Origin of the sequence: Paraburkholderia hospita, from assembly GCF_002902965.1 — a bacterium.
GTDB classification, from domain to species: Bacteria; Pseudomonadota; Gammaproteobacteria; order Burkholderiales; family Burkholderiaceae; genus Paraburkholderia; species Paraburkholderia hospita.
Map to the genome: position 1 here is coordinate 995493 of NZ_CP026105.1, position 14157 is coordinate 1009649.

Annotated in this window: 15 protein-coding genes and 2 tRNA genes; 5 read left to right on the forward strand and 12 right to left on the reverse strand. The window is 64.2% G+C overall.

The window, feature by feature from the left end; all coding sequences use genetic code 11:
- Positions 1-113: 113 nt before the first annotated feature.
- The 7 genes from C2L64_RS04445 to fdxA all read right to left on the reverse strand — a co-directional run bounded on the left by C2L64_RS04445 (position 114) and on the right by fdxA (position 3570).
- Positions 114-437 carry an AzlD domain-containing protein gene (locus tag C2L64_RS04445; RefSeq protein WP_007741806.1) on the reverse strand — a complete coding sequence of 108 codons (324 nt, stop codon included), beginning with the start codon at positions 435-437 and terminating at the stop codon, positions 114-116.
- The gene (locus tag C2L64_RS04450; protein ID WP_079484696.1) at positions 434-1174 is read right to left on the reverse strand and encodes an AzlC family ABC transporter permease; all 741 of its coding nucleotides are present in this window, start codon (positions 1172-1174) and stop codon (positions 434-436) included. The genes C2L64_RS04445 and C2L64_RS04450 overlap by 4 nt, the downstream gene beginning before the upstream one ends.
- 139 nt (positions 1175-1313) lie before the next feature.
- Positions 1314-2141 (reverse strand): AraC family transcriptional regulator, encoded by an 828-nt coding sequence (locus tag C2L64_RS04455; protein WP_090835786.1) that lies wholly within the window; start codon positions 2139-2141, stop codon positions 1314-1316.
- A gap of 76 nt (positions 2142-2217) precedes the next feature.
- Positions 2218-2718, reverse strand: a complete 501-nt coding sequence (locus tag C2L64_RS04460; protein ID WP_007741798.1) for a CreA family protein — start codon at positions 2716-2718, stop codon at positions 2218-2220.
- A gap of 200 nt (positions 2719-2918) precedes the next feature.
- A tRNA-Asn gene (locus C2L64_RS04465) sits at positions 2919-2994 on the reverse strand.
- A 64-nt stretch (positions 2995-3058) separates the two neighbouring features.
- Positions 3059-3134, reverse strand: a tRNA-Asn gene (locus C2L64_RS04470).
- Positions 3135-3246: 112 nt separating this feature from the next.
- A complete protein-coding gene (fdxA, locus tag C2L64_RS04475; RefSeq protein ID WP_007741795.1) occupies positions 3247-3570 on the reverse strand; it encodes a ferredoxin FdxA in 324 nt (107 codons plus the stop codon).
- A gap of 362 nt (positions 3571-3932) precedes the next feature.
- Between fdxA and pncB the strand changes: the two genes are divergently transcribed.
- From pncB to rmuC, 5 genes are all read left to right on the forward strand, one after another.
- A complete protein-coding gene (pncB, locus tag C2L64_RS04485) occupies positions 3933-5132 on the forward strand; it encodes a nicotinate phosphoribosyltransferase (protein WP_007741791.1) in 1200 nt (399 codons plus the stop codon).
- 206 nt (positions 5133-5338) lie between these two features.
- Positions 5339-6001: a LutC/YkgG family protein gene (locus C2L64_RS04490; protein ID WP_090835809.1), complete on the forward strand. Its 663-nt coding sequence runs from the start codon at positions 5339-5341 to the stop codon at positions 5999-6001.
- A 55-nt stretch (positions 6002-6056) separates the two neighbouring features.
- A complete protein-coding gene (locus C2L64_RS04495; RefSeq protein WP_090835785.1) occupies positions 6057-7457 on the forward strand; it encodes a sodium:proton antiporter in 1401 nt (466 codons plus the stop codon).
- 54 nt (positions 7458-7511) lie between these two features.
- Positions 7512-8501 carry a 2-hydroxyacid dehydrogenase gene (locus tag C2L64_RS04500; RefSeq protein ID WP_090835808.1) on the forward strand — a complete coding sequence of 330 codons (990 nt, stop codon included), beginning with the start codon at positions 7512-7514 and terminating at the stop codon, positions 8499-8501.
- Positions 8498-9982, forward strand: a complete 1485-nt coding sequence (gene rmuC / locus C2L64_RS04505; RefSeq protein WP_090835784.1) for a DNA recombination protein RmuC — start codon at positions 8498-8500, stop codon at positions 9980-9982. The genes C2L64_RS04500 and rmuC overlap by 4 nt, the downstream gene beginning before the upstream one ends.
- 102 nt (positions 9983-10084) lie before the next feature.
- Here the strand turns inward: rmuC and C2L64_RS04510 are convergent, their stop codons facing one another.
- The 5 genes from C2L64_RS04510 to moaA all read right to left on the reverse strand — a co-directional run bounded on the left by C2L64_RS04510 (position 10085) and on the right by moaA (position 14050).
- Entirely contained in the window at positions 10085-10570 is a 486-nt protein-coding gene (locus tag C2L64_RS04510) for a GNAT family N-acetyltransferase (protein ID WP_079500012.1), read from the reverse strand.
- On the reverse strand, positions 10570-10845 hold the full coding sequence (locus tag C2L64_RS04515; protein WP_007741774.1) for a hypothetical protein: 276 nt from the start codon (positions 10843-10845) through the stop codon (positions 10570-10572). Before C2L64_RS04515 ends, C2L64_RS04510 begins: the two co-directional genes overlap by 1 nt.
- A 57-nt stretch (positions 10846-10902) precedes the next feature.
- Complete coding sequence (gene moeA, locus C2L64_RS04520; RefSeq protein ID WP_090835783.1) at positions 10903-12216, reverse strand: molybdopterin molybdotransferase MoeA; 1314 nt, start codon at positions 12214-12216, stop codon at positions 10903-10905.
- Positions 12217-12300: 84 nt separating this feature from the next.
- Positions 12301-12924 (reverse strand): molybdenum cofactor guanylyltransferase MobA, encoded by a 624-nt coding sequence (mobA, locus tag C2L64_RS04525; RefSeq protein WP_090835782.1) that lies wholly within the window; start codon positions 12922-12924, stop codon positions 12301-12303.
- A gap of 13 nt (positions 12925-12937) precedes the next feature.
- Positions 12938-14050, reverse strand: a complete 1113-nt coding sequence (gene moaA / locus C2L64_RS04530; protein ID WP_090835781.1) for a GTP 3',8-cyclase MoaA — start codon at positions 14048-14050, stop codon at positions 12938-12940.
- Between the last annotated feature and the right edge of the window lie 107 nt (positions 14051-14157).

The window sequence follows — 14157 nt, forward strand, 5'->3', positions numbered from 1 at the left end:
CGTCGATAGACGCTTCCGGGTTCACGGACCACGAGTGTTTATCGGCGGATTGAAAGGGAACTTGAGGGCGGCGCGCCGTCCGTCGAACGGCGCGCGAGGGCGTGGGCCCGGCGTTACTTCAGCACGACGCCTTGCCAGAGGAAGAACACGGCGAGGCCGACCGCGATGGTGAGCAGCGGACGGCGCGTGAGGGCGCTGACGGCCACGGCGGCCAGCGCGCCGACCAGCTGCGGGTTGCGCCACGTGAGTTCGGCGTCTGTGCCGTGCGGCGACACGGTCATCGGGACAATGATCGCCGTCAGCACGGTGACGGGCACGAAGCCGAGCGCGGTGCGCACGAGCGGCGGAAACACGATGCGGTCGCCGAGCACGAACACCGCGGCGCGGATCAGCCATGTGATGACGGCCATGCCGAGAATCAGAAGCACGTAGTTCATCGCGATGCCTCCGCTGCGCGGGTGCGCTGGAACGCCGTCAAGGACAGCAGCACGCCGACCGTCACGCCGACGAACACGGCGCCCAGCAGGCCGAGCTTGTACGGCCAGCCTTGCCAGAAGAATGCCAGCGCGCCGGCCGTGGCCGCCGCCGCCAGATAGCGCACGGCGACGAGTTGCGGCACGACGATCGCGATGAAGGTCGCGGCCATCGCGAAGTCGAGCCCCAGCGATTGCAGGCCGGGGAAGGCCGCGCCGAACAGCAGGCCGATCAGCGTCCAGACCTGCCAGTTGAGATACATCGACAGGCCCGAGCCGAGGAAGTAGTACGGCCCGACGGAACCCGGCGGATGCAGCCGGTAGTGCGCCCATGCGACGGCGAACACTTCGTCGGTGAGCAGGCCGCCGAGCGCCCAGCGCCAGCGCGACGGCAGATGTGACACGTACGGCGCGAGCGTCGCGCTGTAGAGCACGTGGCGGACATTGACGACGAAAGTCGTGGCCCAGATGACGGCATAGCTCGCGTGGCCCGCTATCAGGCCGAGTGCGATGAATTGGGCCGATCCGGCGAACACGACCAACGACATCAGCTGGCCGTGCCACAGGTGCAGCGGACCGGACGCGACGAGCGTGCCGTAGATCACACCGAACGGCGAAGCGCCGATGATCATCGGGAGCGTGTCGCGTGCGCCGGCCGTGAGTTCCTTGAGACGGTGAGCGGGTTTTGCAGGGTGAGTCAATCTTTTCTCCTCGATGGGGCCGAGGATAGCCGGGCGGAGGGAGCGGCGGCTTGTACGTTCTTGCGCCTTGGGCTTTATTGATGCGGGGAGATTGCGGCGGCGCGGCCCCGGTGCCCCTGTTGCTCGCGCGCCGGCTCGTTCAGGCCGATTGCCAGCGCCCCGGCGGCACGCCGAACATGCGCCGGAAATGCCGCGTGAAGTGGCTTTGATCGGTGAAGCCGCCTGCCGCCGCCACATCGGCCACCGATACGCCAGCACGCAACGGCGCGAGCGAGCGCTGCAGACGGACCTGATTGCGCCACGCGTGCGGCGGCAATCCCGTCGCGCGAGTGAAAAGCCGCGCGGCATGAAACTGCGACAGGCCGACGGTATCGGCGAGATCCGCGAGCTTGAGCGGCGCGGCCAGATCGCCGGCCAGTTGCTCTTTCATCGTGACGACGCGCGTATCGTCGGTGGCGAGTTGCGGCGTGTCGGGACGCGTGCGGCCGTAGCGCACGAGCAGCGTCGACAGCGCGTCGAGCATCGCCGTTTCCGCGACGAGCGGATCGCCGTTCGCCTCCAGCAACTGATGCGCGCGCGACAGCCGCACGGCAAGGTCGGCATCGCGGATCACGTCGGCATCGAACCACGGCAGCGGCTGCGCGCGGCCCGCGATGTCTTCAGCGAGCGCGTGAATGAAATCGACGGGTGCGTACATCACGCGATAGCGCCAGCCTTCGTCCATGGCGCGCGAACCGGTATGCACTTCGCCGGGATTGATGATGGGCACGCTGCCCGCCTCGGCGACGTGGCGCGAACCCTGATACCGATACGTTTCCGCTCCCGCCTCGATCACGGGAATCGTGTACGCGTCGTGCCAGTGCGGCGTGAACTCGTGATCGTGATATTCGGCCGTGAGCAGATCCGCGCCGGGCAGAAGCGGCGTGCGCCAGTAACGGGCGTTATCGCGGAAGCGGGTCGAAGTCATGAGCGAAGTCCGGGTGGACCTGTCAGTTTAGCGCGCCTTGTTCGGCTTGTTTGCCTCGGCCTGCTCAGCGGCGCGTTCAGCGAACGGGAATCGTCGTGCCGGCGGGCATCGGCACGGCCGTGACGCTGTTCTTCGCGCTACCCGTCGCGACGCGGTCGCTGTAGGTCAGGTACACGAGCGTATTGCGCTTCGAATCGACGACGCGCACCACGTGCAGCGTCTTGAAGATCAGCGACATCCGTTCCGTGAATACGTCGGCCTGCTGGCGCAGCGGCTCGGAAATCTTGATGGCCGCGACCTGGCGGCACGCGATCGATGCCTCGGTTGGATCTTCGGCGATCCCGAGCGTGCCCTTGATGCCGCCCGTGCGCGCCCGCGACACGTAGCAGGTGACGCCCTGCACGGCGGGATCGTCGTACGCTTCGACGACCACGCGATCCGAGCCGGTGATATGAAAGTTCGTGTTGACGCTGGCGACTTCCTCGGCCTGCGCGAGCGGCGCGCAGGTGAACGCTGCCGAAGCGGCGAGGAAGGCGGCGGCGCGCGCGATGCACGCACAGGGCAGGGCGAGTTTCATCAGGTGACCGGAAGAATGGGCGTTTGAAGAACAGGACGGGCAGGACGGCTGCCAGTGAGAACGCCATCGTAACCTGGTTGCCGGCGCTGGCTGCTGACGTGGGATACGCTTGCGGCGCTTCTCTTCTGTCGACGAAGCCGCGTGCCGATCAGCGGCGGCAGAAAAAGAAAAGGCCCGCACGAATGCGGGCCTTCGAATTTTGGCTCCCCGACCTGGGCTCGAACCAGGGACCTACGGATTAACAGTCCGGCGCTCTACCGACTGAGCTATCGGGGAACAGCAATACAACTTGTCGCTACATAAAAAAGCCCGCTGTGGTTAACGGGCTCTTGCAATTCTTTGGCTCCCCGACCTGGGCTCGAACCAGGGACCTACGGATTAACAGTCCGGCGCTCTACCGACTGAGCTATCGGGGAACAACAACAGCAGAGAAGCGGAATTGTAGGAGGTGTAGCAGAAGCTGTCAATACCCTCGAATCATCTCAATTTAATTCGACTGATTCGAGCCAGGGCGACAGCTTGCGGCGCTCAACGCTCGAGCAGCGCCAGCTTTTCCTTCACGTCCTTGAATTCGTCGGCTTCGGCCAGTGGGGCCTTGGTCTTGGTGATGCTGGGCCATGCCTTCGCGAGCTCGGCGTTGAGCTCAGTGAAGTGCTGCTGGTCGCCGGGCACGTCTTCCTCGGCGTAGATGGCGTTCACCGGGCATTCCGCAACGCACACCGCGCAGTCGATGCATTCATCCGGGTCGATCGCGAGGAAGTTGGGACCTTCGCGAAAGCAGTCCACCGGACACACATCGACGCAGTCGGTATAGCGGCACTTGATGCAGCTTTCGGTCACAACGTGAGTCATTCAGGCAACTCCTGCAAACGATATCTTTTAGGTAATGGGGGATGGCGAGACGCCAAAAGCGGTATTGTAGCGTAACGTCAAGTAGTGCATACGCCATCGTCCCAAGCCTTTTATATCGTTTGGTGATTAGTTTATGGCGAGCCGTTTGCGCCGCAGGCGCCCGCCGGCCTTGACGCGTTCAAACAACCGCCGGCGCGCATTCGGGTAACATGCGACAGCATCTTCGCGAGACCCGTGTTGAGCGGATTCTGCGCGAAGCCCGAAGCGCACATGTGAACATGGCGCACATGGCGAACACGAAAGGGCGAGGGCGCACGAGGCCTGACGTCTTCCGATTTCATGCAGTCCCGGTTTGCAAGATCATGATCATTACTTCGCTGCTCGACACTGACCTGTACAAGTTCACGATGATGCAGGTGGTGCTGCATTATTTCCCGGCTGCCAACGTCGAATACAAGTTCCGCTGCCGCACGCCGAACGTCAACCTCGTGCCGTACATCGACGAGATTCGCAGCGAAGTGCACAAGCTCTGCAAGCTGCGCTTCAACGAAGAGGATCTCGACTATCTCCGCCGGATGCGCTTCATCAAGGGCGACTTCATCGACTTCCTCGCGCTCTTCCATCTGAACGAAAAGTACATATCGATCACGCCTTCGGCGAAGGGCAACGGGGAGATCGAAATCGACATCAAGGGGCCGTGGCTGCACACGATCCTCTTCGAAATCCCCGTGCTTGCCATCGTCAACGAGGTGTATTTCCGCAACACGCAGCAGCAGCCCGATTACAGCGAAGGACGTGAGCGCTTGCGCGACAAGATCCAGCTGCTCGGTGCGCGCCCCGAGTTCGCCGACTGCAAGATCGCCGACTACGGCACGCGTCGCCGCTTCTCCGGGCGCTGGCACGAAGAGGTGATTCTCACGCTCAAGGACGGGCTGCGCGACCAGTTCACGGGCACGAGCAACGTGTTCTATGCGATGAAGCACGGCCTGACGCCCCTCGGCACGATGGCGCACGAATACCTGCAGGCGTGCCAGGCACTCGGCCCGCGTCTGCGCGACTCGCAGATTTTCGGCTTCGAGATGTGGGCGAAGGAATATCGCGGCGACCTGGGCATTGCGTTGTCGGACGTGTATGGCATGCAGGCATTCCTCCGTGATTTCGACATGTACTTCTGCAAGCTCTTCGACGGCGCGCGCCATGATTCCGGCGACCCGTTCGACTGGGGCGAGCGTCTTCTCGCTCACTACGAAGCGAACCGCTGCGACCCGCGCACGAAAGTGCTCGTGTTCTCCGACGCGCTCGACATCCCGAAGGTGCTGCAGCTGTACGAGCGTTTCCGGGGCCGCTGCAAGCTCGCGTTCGGTGTAGGCACGAACCTCACGAACGACCTCGGCTACAACCCGCTGCAGATCGTCATCAAGATGGTCAAGTGCAATGGCCAGCCCGTCGCGAAGCTGTCCGATTCGCCGGGCAAGAACATGTGTGAAGACAAGGCGTACCTTGCGTATCTGCGCCAGGTGTTCGGCATCGATCAACCTGAGGAAGAAGCCGCGGGCAAGTGACGCGGGGCCACGCTGTAGCGTTGCAGGCGGAGAGCATGTGAGGGCATTGTCGGCGCTTTGCACACGTGCCGCTATATGCCGTTCGGCAAGGTGTTGGCATGAAGGGCGGCCGGTATAATTCGACCGTCAATGTGCGGAACGAGAAGGCGCATTTCGCACGCGTACGTCCCACGTTCAGCACGACCACCGGCACGAGGATATTGCACATGGATACATCGACGGCCCGCCGCAACATCCTGGCGCGCATCCGCGCGGGGCAAGGGCGCGAGCCCGAGCCGGCCGCGTCCGAACGCGAGGCGGCGCAGGCGTATCTCGCAAGCCGTCCGCAAGGTCCGCGTCCGCCCATGCCGGCCGATCTCGTCGCGCATTTCATCGAGCAGGCAAAGAAGATGGCGACCACGGTCGATACCGTCGAGTCGCTCGCCGAAGCGCCCGCTGCCGCGCACCGTTACCTTTCCGAACTGAACCTTCCGACCCAGGCCATCGCATGGCAGACGCTCGAAGCGCTGCCCTGGAGCGGCTCGGGCATCGACATCGAGTTTCGCAAACCGCGCGACGAAGACCGCGTCGGCATCACGGGCTGCTTCTGTGCGACGGCTGAAACGGGCACGCTGGTGCTGCTGTCCGGGCCAGAGACGTATGCGTCGGCGGGCTTGCTGCCGGAGACGCATATCGCGATCGTGCCAGCCTCGCGCATCGTTGCCGGTCATGAGGAAGCGTTCAACCTGATCCGCAGCGAACGCGGCGAACTGCCGCGCGCCGTCAACTTCGTCTCCGGCCCGTCGCGTACGGGCGATATCGAACAAACCATCGTGCTGGGCGCGCACGGTCCTTATCGCGTGCATGCGATCGTCGTGCGTGGCGCGTAACGCTGTGTCGTTGCAGGGACGTGTTGAGCGTGCGTGTTCTCGCGCGTGTTCTCGAATGGGCGGCGTCGCGTTGTTGTTCATGCTGTCATGCTGGCCGCTTGCAGCATCGGCCGCGAGTCTCGACGGCGCTTCGCTTTCTGCCTGGTGGGGCGTGCCGTTCGCGGGCGTCCTGCTGTCGATCGCCGTGTTCCCGCTCGTCGCGCCCAAACTTTGGCATCACCATTTCGGCAAGATTTCTGCTGGGTGGGCCGTCGTGTTCCTCGTGCCGTTCGCGTTCGCGTTCGGCGCGTCGACGGCGTTCGGCACGCTGATTCATGCGATCCTCGAAGAGTACCTGCCGTTCATCGTGCTGTTGACCGTGCTCTATACCGTCGCGGGCGGCATCTGCGTGACGGGCAATCTGCACGGCTCGCCGCGCCTGAATACGGCGTTGCTCGCGCTCGGCACGGCGCTCGCCAGCATCATGGGCACGACGGGCGCGGCGATGCTGCTGATCCGGCCGCTCCTGCGCGCGAATGACAACCGCAGGCACGTCGTGCATGTCGTCGTGTTTTTTATCTTTCTGGTCGCGAACGCGGGCGGTTCGCTGTCGCCGCTCGGCGATCCGCCGCTGTTCCTCGGTTTTCTCAACGGCGTCGGCTTCTTCTGGACGACCGTGCATCTCGCGCTGCCGATGCTGTTCATCTGCATCGTGCTGCTCGCCGTTTTCTACGCGCTCGATACGTACTATTTCCGGCATCGCGAAGAAGTGCTTCCTGTCGATCCATCGCCCGATACGCTTGCCGTTGGCGTCGTCGGCAAGATCAACTTCGTGCTACTTGCAGCGGTGATCGCGCTGGTGCTGATGAGCGGCATCTGGAAACCCGGCATCACGTTCGATATAGCGGGCACGCACGTCGAGCTGCAGAATCTCGTACGCGACGTGGCGCTGATCGCGGTGACGCTGCTGTCGCTCGTTGTGACGCCGCGCGCCGCGCGCGAGGGCAACGCGTTCAACTGGGCGCCCATCGAAGAGGTTGCGAAACTGTTCGCGGGAATCTTCGTGACGATCGCGCCTGTCATCATGATGTTGCGCGCGGGCGAGGCGGGTGCGTTCAGCGGCATCGTGCATCTCGTCAACGACACGGCCGGCCAGCCGCGCGACGATATGTACTTCTGGGCGACGGGCCTGTTGTCGTCGTTCCTCGATAATGCACCCACGTATCTCGTGTTCTTCAATCTCGCGGGCGGCGACGCGCAGACGTTGACGACCACGGGCGCATCGACGCTCGCGGCGATTTCGGCGGGCGCAGTGTTCATGGGCGCGAACAGCTACATCGGCAATGCGCCAAACTTCATGGTCAAGGCGATCGCCGAATCGCGCGGCGTGAAGATGCCGAGTTTTTTCGGGTATCTCGCGTGGTCGGGCGTCGTGCTGATACCGTTGTTCATCGCAACATCGTTGATTTTCTTTTGATGCCGTGCGCGCGCCGGAAGGCATGCGCTACGGCCTGATACTCGGAGAATGGCAATGCAAAAGGTTCTGGTTGCGCGTCCCATCTTTCCGGATGTGATCGCGCGCCTCAAGCAGCATTTCGAAGTGGACTGGCATAACGGCGACGTGCTGCCAGCCGACGAACTCAAGCGCCGCCTCGCCGACAAGGACGGCGCGCTGACGGCGGGCGACGCGATCGACGCGTCCGTGCTGGCCGCTGCGCCGCGCCTGCGCGTGGTGTCGAACATGGCGGTCGGCTACAACAACTTCGCCATGGCTGCGTTCAACGCGGCGAACGTGCTCGGCACGAACACGCCCGACGTGCTCAACGAATCGACGGCGGATTTCGGCTGGGCGCTGATGATGGCGGCTGCGCGCCGCATCGCGGAATCGGAGCACTGGCTGCGCGCGGGCAAATGGGAAAAGTGGTCGTACGACGGCTTTCTCGGCTCGGACCTGTATGGCTCGACGCTCGGCGTGATCGGCATGGGCCGCATCGGGCAGGCGCTCGCGCGTCGCGCGCGCGGCTTCAACATGAACGTGATCTATCACAACCGCTCGCGCGTCGCGCCGGAGATCGAGGCCGAGCTGAACGCGGAGTACGCGTCGAAGCAGGACCTGCTGCGCCGTGCCGACCACGTCGTGCTCGTGCTGCCGTACACGGCTGAGAACCATCACACCATCGGCGCCGCCGAACTCGCGCTGATGAAGCCGACGGCGACGCTGACGAATATCGCGCGCGGCGGCATCGTCGACGACGCGGCGCTTGCCGAGGCTTTGCGCGAGAAGCGTATCGCCGCGGCGGGCCTCGACGTGTTCGAGGGCGAGCCGAAGCTCAATCCGGCGTTGCTCACTGTGCCGAATGTCGTGCTGACGCCGCATATCGCGAGCGCGACGGAAGCGACGCGCCGCGCGATGGCGAATCTCGCCGCCGACAATCTGATCGCGGGGTTGGGTGAGGGTCCGCGCGCCGGGCGTCCGCCGAACCCTATCAACCCTGATGTGATCGGGAAGGCGCGTTCATGACGATGGTTTTGATCGCGGCCGTTGCCGTACTGGCCGTTGCGCTGGTGATTGCGCTGTTCATGCTGATGCGCGGTAACAGCGGCGCGCAACAGCAAATGCAATTCGACGAACTCGGCGAGCGCCTCGATGCCGCAGCGCTTGCGCAGACGCGCGAGTACGAGCGGCTCGAACGCGAGCTGCGTGGCGAGATTTCCGAAACGGCGCGCGTGTCGCGCACGGAATTGAGTGGCGGCTTCTCGCAGTTCCAGCAGACGCTCGCTTCCCAGTTCACGAGCATGACGACCGTGCAGGCCGCCAAGATCGACGGCTTTGCGCAGCAGCTCGTCAAGCTGACGGAGACGAATACGCAACAGCTCGACGCCGTGCGCCACAGCCTGCAACAGCAGGCGCAACAGGCGCGCGACGAACAGGGGATTACGCTGAAGCGTTTCGGCGAAACGTTGCAGCAGCAACTGGCACAGGTGACGGAGGCAAACGACCGGCGCTTCGCGGAAGTGCGCGCGACCATCGAGCAGCGGCTGAAAGACATCGAGGCGAACAACTCGACGAAGCTCGAAGAAATGCGTCGCACCGTCGACGAAAAGCTGCACGCGACGCTCGAGCAACGGCTTGGCGAATCGTTCAAGCTCGTGTCCGATCGTCTCGAACAGGTGCATCGCGGTCTCGGAGAAATGCAGACTTTGGCGGCGGGTGTCGGAGATCTGAAGAAGGTTCTGACGAACGTTAAGACGCGCGGCACATGGGGCGAAGTACAGCTCGAAGCGTTGCTTGAACAGGTGCTGACGTCCGATCAGTACGCGAAGAACGTTGCGACGATTCCGAAGAGCAACGATCGCGTCGAGTTCGCGATCAAGCTGCCGGGGCGTCAGCCGACTCCCGATGCGGCGGCAACGCCCGTATGGCTGCCCATCGATGCGAAATTTCCGCGTGAAGACTATGAACGTCTGATCGAAGCGCAGGAGCGTGCCGACCCAGTCGCAGTCGAAGACGCGTCGCGCGCGCTCGAAGGGCGGATTCGCGCGGAAGCGAAGACGATTGCGGAAAAATACGTGTCGCCGCCGCATACCACGGACTTCGCGCTGCTGTTCTTGCCGACCGAAGGGCTGTACGCCGAGATTCTGCGTCGTCCGGGTCTCACGGATCTCCTGCAACGCGACTATCGCGTGACGATTGCCGGGCCGACGACATTGACGGCCTTGCTCAACAGTCTGCAGATGGGTTTCCGCACGCTCGCCATCGAAAAACGTTCGAGCGAAGTGTGGCAGGTGCTGGGCGCGGTGAAGACCGAGTTCGGCAAATTCGGCGACGTGCTGGCGAAGACCAAGGCGCAACTCGAAACCGTCACGCGTTCGATCGAGGCGGCAGAAGTGCGTACGCGTCAGATGAACAAAAAGCTGCGTGATGTCGAAGCATTGCCCGAAGAACGGGCGGCGGGCTTGCTTGGGGACTCGCTGTCCGGAGTCGATGCGGAAGAGTCTTGATGCAGGGAAGGCTGGCAACGCTTGACCGCGATGGTCAAGCGTCTCACCAGCCAGCAGGGCAGCTTCGAATGTAAGCGAAGCTGCGCCGGGCGTGCGCGCAAATCAGTCCGCGCTTGCCGCGAGTTGATCGAGCGCTTCGCCCGTTATGCGCACGACGCGCCAGTCCGGCAACACGGTCGCGCCCATCTTCTGATAAAAATCGATGGCAGGCTGATTCCAGTCCAGCACCGACCATTCGAAGCGGCCGCACTGCCGCTCGACAGCCAACGCCGCCAGATAGCGCAACATCTTCGACCCGAGCCCCGTGCCGCGCTCGGTCGGCTGCACGTACAGGTCTTCGAGATACAGGCCGCGCCGTCCGAGGAACGTCGAGTAGTTGTGGAAGAACAGCGCGTAGCCGATCATCTTGCCGTCGCGTTCCGCGACGATCGCTTCTGCCGAGGGACGCGCGCCGAACAGCGCGTCGCGCAGGCCGTCTTCCGTCGCGATGAACAGATGCGTGAGCTTTTCGAACTCGGCCAGCTCGTACATCAGCGCGAGCATCGTGCCGACGTCGTCAGGCGTGGCCGCGCGGATCGTCGCCGGCATTACGCTTCCTCCGGCACGTCGCTCAACTGGATCTCGATGCCGCCGAAGCGCGACGCCACCCAGTTGTACGCGTGGCATGCAATCCACAGCAGGATGAAGCCCAGAATCGCGTTGAGCAGCAGCGCGCTGAACACGGTGCTCAGTTCCACCGACCCGTAACGGATGAAGGCGACCAGCACGCCGAGCAGCACGATAGGCACACTGAACGTCAGATACACGAGGATCAATGCCTTTGCCGTTTGCCCCGGTGCAATGAACGAGATCTGTTTTTTCATGTAAGTCAAACCCGTATGTCGTAGTGGATTGCGTAAAAACTTGCCGGCTTCGTGCGCTCAGATGAGGCCGTCGAACAGCATGATATCGACGGCGTCGCCCGGATCGAGATCGCCCTGGTCGTGGGCGAGCACGATGAAGCAATTTGCTTCGCTCATCGAACTGAGCACGCCGGAGCCTTGCGAGCCCGTCGGCGTGACGCGCCATGCGCCTTGCGCGTCGCGCTGCGCGATGCCGCGCTGGAATTCGGTGCGGCCCGGCCGTTTGCGGATCGTGTCGACGCACGCTGCGCGGATCAGCGGCACGGGATGCGTCGTCGCGCCGGACATCCGCAGCAGCACTTCGCGCACGATCTGATAGAACGCCGCCATCACCGCGACGGGGTTGCCCGGCAGACCGAAGAAGATCGCCGGTTCGCCCGCGCCGGGTTTGCCGCCCGACCAGATACGCCCGAACGCCAGCGGCCGGCCAGGGCGCATCGCGAGACTCCAGTGCGCGACGTCGCCGAGCATGCGCAGCATTTGCTTCGTCAGATCGGCTTCGCCCACCGAAACGCCGCCGGAGGTTATCACGACATCCGCGCTCGATGCAGCCGTCCGCAGTGCTTCTTCGAGCGCGGCGGGTTCGTCGCGGACCACGCCGAGATCGATGGGATCGACGTCGAGTCGCTTGAGCATCGCGAACAGCGTATAGCGGTTGCTGTCGTAAACGCAGCCCGGCTCGAGCGGCTGGCCGATCGAGCGCAGTTCGTCGCCCGTCGAAAAGAATGCGACACGCAGACGGCGGCGCACGGACACCTCGCCAATGCCCAGCGACGCGAGCAGTCCAAGGTCCGACGCACGCACGATGCGGCCCGCCTTCAGCGCGACCGCGCCGTGCGCAAGGTCTTCGCCCGCGAGGCGCCGGTTCGCGCCCGTACGTAATTGCGAAGCCGGAAAGCGAATGGTGTCGCCGTCGCGCGTGACGGCTTCCTGCGGCACGACGGTGTCGCACCCGGCGGGCATCGTTGCGCCCGTCATCACGCGCACGCATTGCGTGCGCTCGATGCTTCCCGCAAACGGATGCCCCGCGAAGGCCTTGCCCGCCACGCTCAGCGCGAGCTCGCCCTTTTCACCTGGTACGCCCGTTTGAACTGCGAGCGCCGCGCCTGCGAACGCGTAGCCGTCCATCGCCGAGTTGTCGTGCGCGGGCACGTCGATGGGCGACACGATGTCCTGCGCCAGCACGCGGTTCAGCGCGTCACGCAGATGGACGCGCTCGACGGTCGTCACGGGTGTCGCCCACTCGCGCACGATCGCCTGTACGGCGGACACCGGCATGGCTTGAGCGTCGTACTGTGCGACGCAACTCGAAGTTTCGTTCAGCGTGGTCATGAAAGGGGAGCGTCGCGACGGAATGCGGTGCGGCGGCGGCCGGGCGGCAATCGCGGCAAATGGCGCTGCTAATGTTAAACCCGGTCAACCGCGTTCGAGGTCGGCGAGTTCCTGCAGTGAATTGATATTGTAAAACGTGCGCTCGTCCGGAAAGGCGACTTCGACCGCCCTGTGGCGTGCGTACCACGTGCGAACCTTGCGCTCGCCCGCCTGCAGAAAGCCTTCGAGATCGTCGGCCAGTGACGTGCGCACGAGCGCGAAAACGGGGTGGATGGACGTGTCGCCTTGGGCGTCCGTGGTCGTGACGGTCGCGATGCCCGCGTCTTGCGCGTCTTGCGCAGCGAGCGCGGCTGCGAGGCGCCCGGCGAGATCAGCTGGCAGGCCGGGCGTGTCGCAGGGTGCCGACAGCACGAACGGCGTGCGCGCCGCGCGCAAACCGGCGAGGAGACCGGCGAGCGGACCGGGGAAATCAGGCATCGTGTCGGAGATGACGGTTGCGTGAAACGGCTCGCCCAGTTCCGCGTAGCGTGCCGTGTGACGGTTCGCGCTGATCAGAAGCGGCCCGGCCTGCGGCGCGAGACGCCGCATCACATGGAGCGCGAGCGGTTCGCCGTGCAGCATCTGCAGGCCTTTGTCGACGCCGCCCATGCGCATGCCGCGTCCGCCTGCGAGCAGCAGGCCGGTGATCTCGTCGCGCGTGATGGTCATTGGAAAGACCGGCTCAGCCGCCGATGTACGACATCTCGACGCGCCGCTCTTCGCGCGTCGTCGTCGAAGCCGCGTTCGCGCTGCCACGCAGTTGCGAGTAGCGGTCGCCGCGGGCGTGCCAGATGTTGGCGATCGCGGTGGCGATGCCTGCGTCGCTCGTGCCGTTGCGTACTAGCGCGCGCAGATCGTGGCCCGACGAAGCGAACAGGCACAGATACACCTTGCCTTCCGTCGATAGCCGCGCGCGCGTGCAGTCGCCACAGAACGCGCGCGTCACGCTGGAAATCACGCCGATTTCGCCGCAGCCGTCCGCGTAGCCCCAGCGCTGCGCGGTTTCGGCTGCGCTATGCGCTTCGAGCGGCAGCAGCGGAAAGTGCTCGCTAATCCGCGCGACTACATCCGCCGACGGCAGCACTTCCGTCATGTTCCAGCCGTTCGACGTGCCGACGTCCATGTATTCGATGAAGCGCAGCACCACGCCGGAGCCCCGGAAGTGGCGCGCCATCGGCACGATTTCGCTGTCGTTCGTGCCGTGCTTGACGACCATGTTGACCTTCAGTGGCGCAAGACCGACCGACTGCGCAACTTCGATGCCGTCGAGCACGTCGCGCACCGCGAAATCGGCGTCGTTCATGCGGCGAAACAACGCATCGTCGAGCGCGTCGAGGCTGACGGTCACGCGGCTCAGGCCGGCGTCTTTCAGGCTGCGCGCCTTGCGCGCGAGCAGCGAACCGTTGGTGGTGAGCGTCAGGTCGAGTGGTTTGCCCGCAGCGGTCGTCATGCGCGCGAGCCGTTCGATCAGGAATTCGAGGTTCTTGCGCAAGAGCGGTTCGCCGCCCGTCAGACGGATTTTCTCGACGCCATGCGCGACGAAGATCGTCGCGATCCGCTCGATTTCCTCGAAAGTCAGCAGCGCGCTGTGCGGCAGGAACGAATAGTCCTTGTCGAACACCGCGCGTGGCATGCAGTAGACGCACCGGAAGTTGCAACGGTCCGTGACAGAGATGCGCAGGTCGCGCAGCGGGCGCGACAGCGTATCGGTCAGCTCGCCGCGCGGGGTCCGGATGGGACCGGCGACGTCGGGAACGGCGCTGACGTCGGCAACAGGGATGATGCGTCGGGACATGATTACATATTTGGGATATCAGACTTCATTCTAGCGGAAGGCCCTGTCCGTCACAGTAGGGCGAACGCGCGGTGTTGTCAGGCGAGGGGCAGCAAAAAGCCCGCCTT

Excerpts from the sequence above, each read along its gene's own strand:
- C2L64_RS04445 (WP_007741806.1), bottom strand. The coding sequence starts at position 437 with ATGAACTACGTGCTTCTGATTCTCGGCATGGCCGTCATCACATGGCTG.
- C2L64_RS04455 (WP_090835786.1), bottom strand. The coding sequence starts at position 2,141 with ATGACTTCGACCCGCTTCCGCGATAACGCCCGTTACTGGCGCACGCCG.
- C2L64_RS04460 (WP_007741798.1), bottom strand. The coding sequence starts at position 2,718 with ATGAAACTCGCCCTGCCCTGTGCGTGCATCGCGCGCGCCGCCGCCTTC.
- fdxA (WP_007741795.1), bottom strand. The coding sequence starts at position 3,570 with ATGACTCACGTTGTGACCGAAAGCTGCATCAAGTGCCGCTATACCGAC.
- pncB (WP_007741791.1), top strand. The coding sequence starts at position 3,933 with ATGATCATTACTTCGCTGCTCGACACTGACCTGTACAAGTTCACGATG.
- C2L64_RS04490 (WP_090835809.1), top strand. The coding sequence starts at position 5,339 with ATGGATACATCGACGGCCCGCCGCAACATCCTGGCGCGCATCCGCGCG.
- C2L64_RS04495 (WP_090835785.1), top strand. The coding sequence starts at position 6,057 with ATGGGCGGCGTCGCGTTGTTGTTCATGCTGTCATGCTGGCCGCTTGCA.
- C2L64_RS04500 (WP_090835808.1), top strand. The coding sequence starts at position 7,512 with ATGCAAAAGGTTCTGGTTGCGCGTCCCATCTTTCCGGATGTGATCGCG.
- rmuC (WP_090835784.1), top strand. The coding sequence starts at position 8,498 with ATGACGATGGTTTTGATCGCGGCCGTTGCCGTACTGGCCGTTGCGCTG.
- C2L64_RS04510 (WP_079500012.1), bottom strand. The coding sequence starts at position 10,570 with ATGCCGGCGACGATCCGCGCGGCCACGCCTGACGACGTCGGCACGATG.
- C2L64_RS04515 (WP_007741774.1), bottom strand. The coding sequence starts at position 10,845 with ATGAAAAAACAGATCTCGTTCATTGCACCGGGGCAAACGGCAAAGGCA.
- moeA (WP_090835783.1), bottom strand. The coding sequence starts at position 12,216 with ATGACCACGCTGAACGAAACTTCGAGTTGCGTCGCACAGTACGACGCT.
- mobA (WP_090835782.1), bottom strand. The coding sequence starts at position 12,924 with ATGACCATCACGCGCGACGAGATCACCGGCCTGCTGCTCGCAGGCGGA.
- moaA (WP_090835781.1), bottom strand. The coding sequence starts at position 14,050 with ATGTCCCGACGCATCATCCCTGTTGCCGACGTCAGCGCCGTTCCCGAC.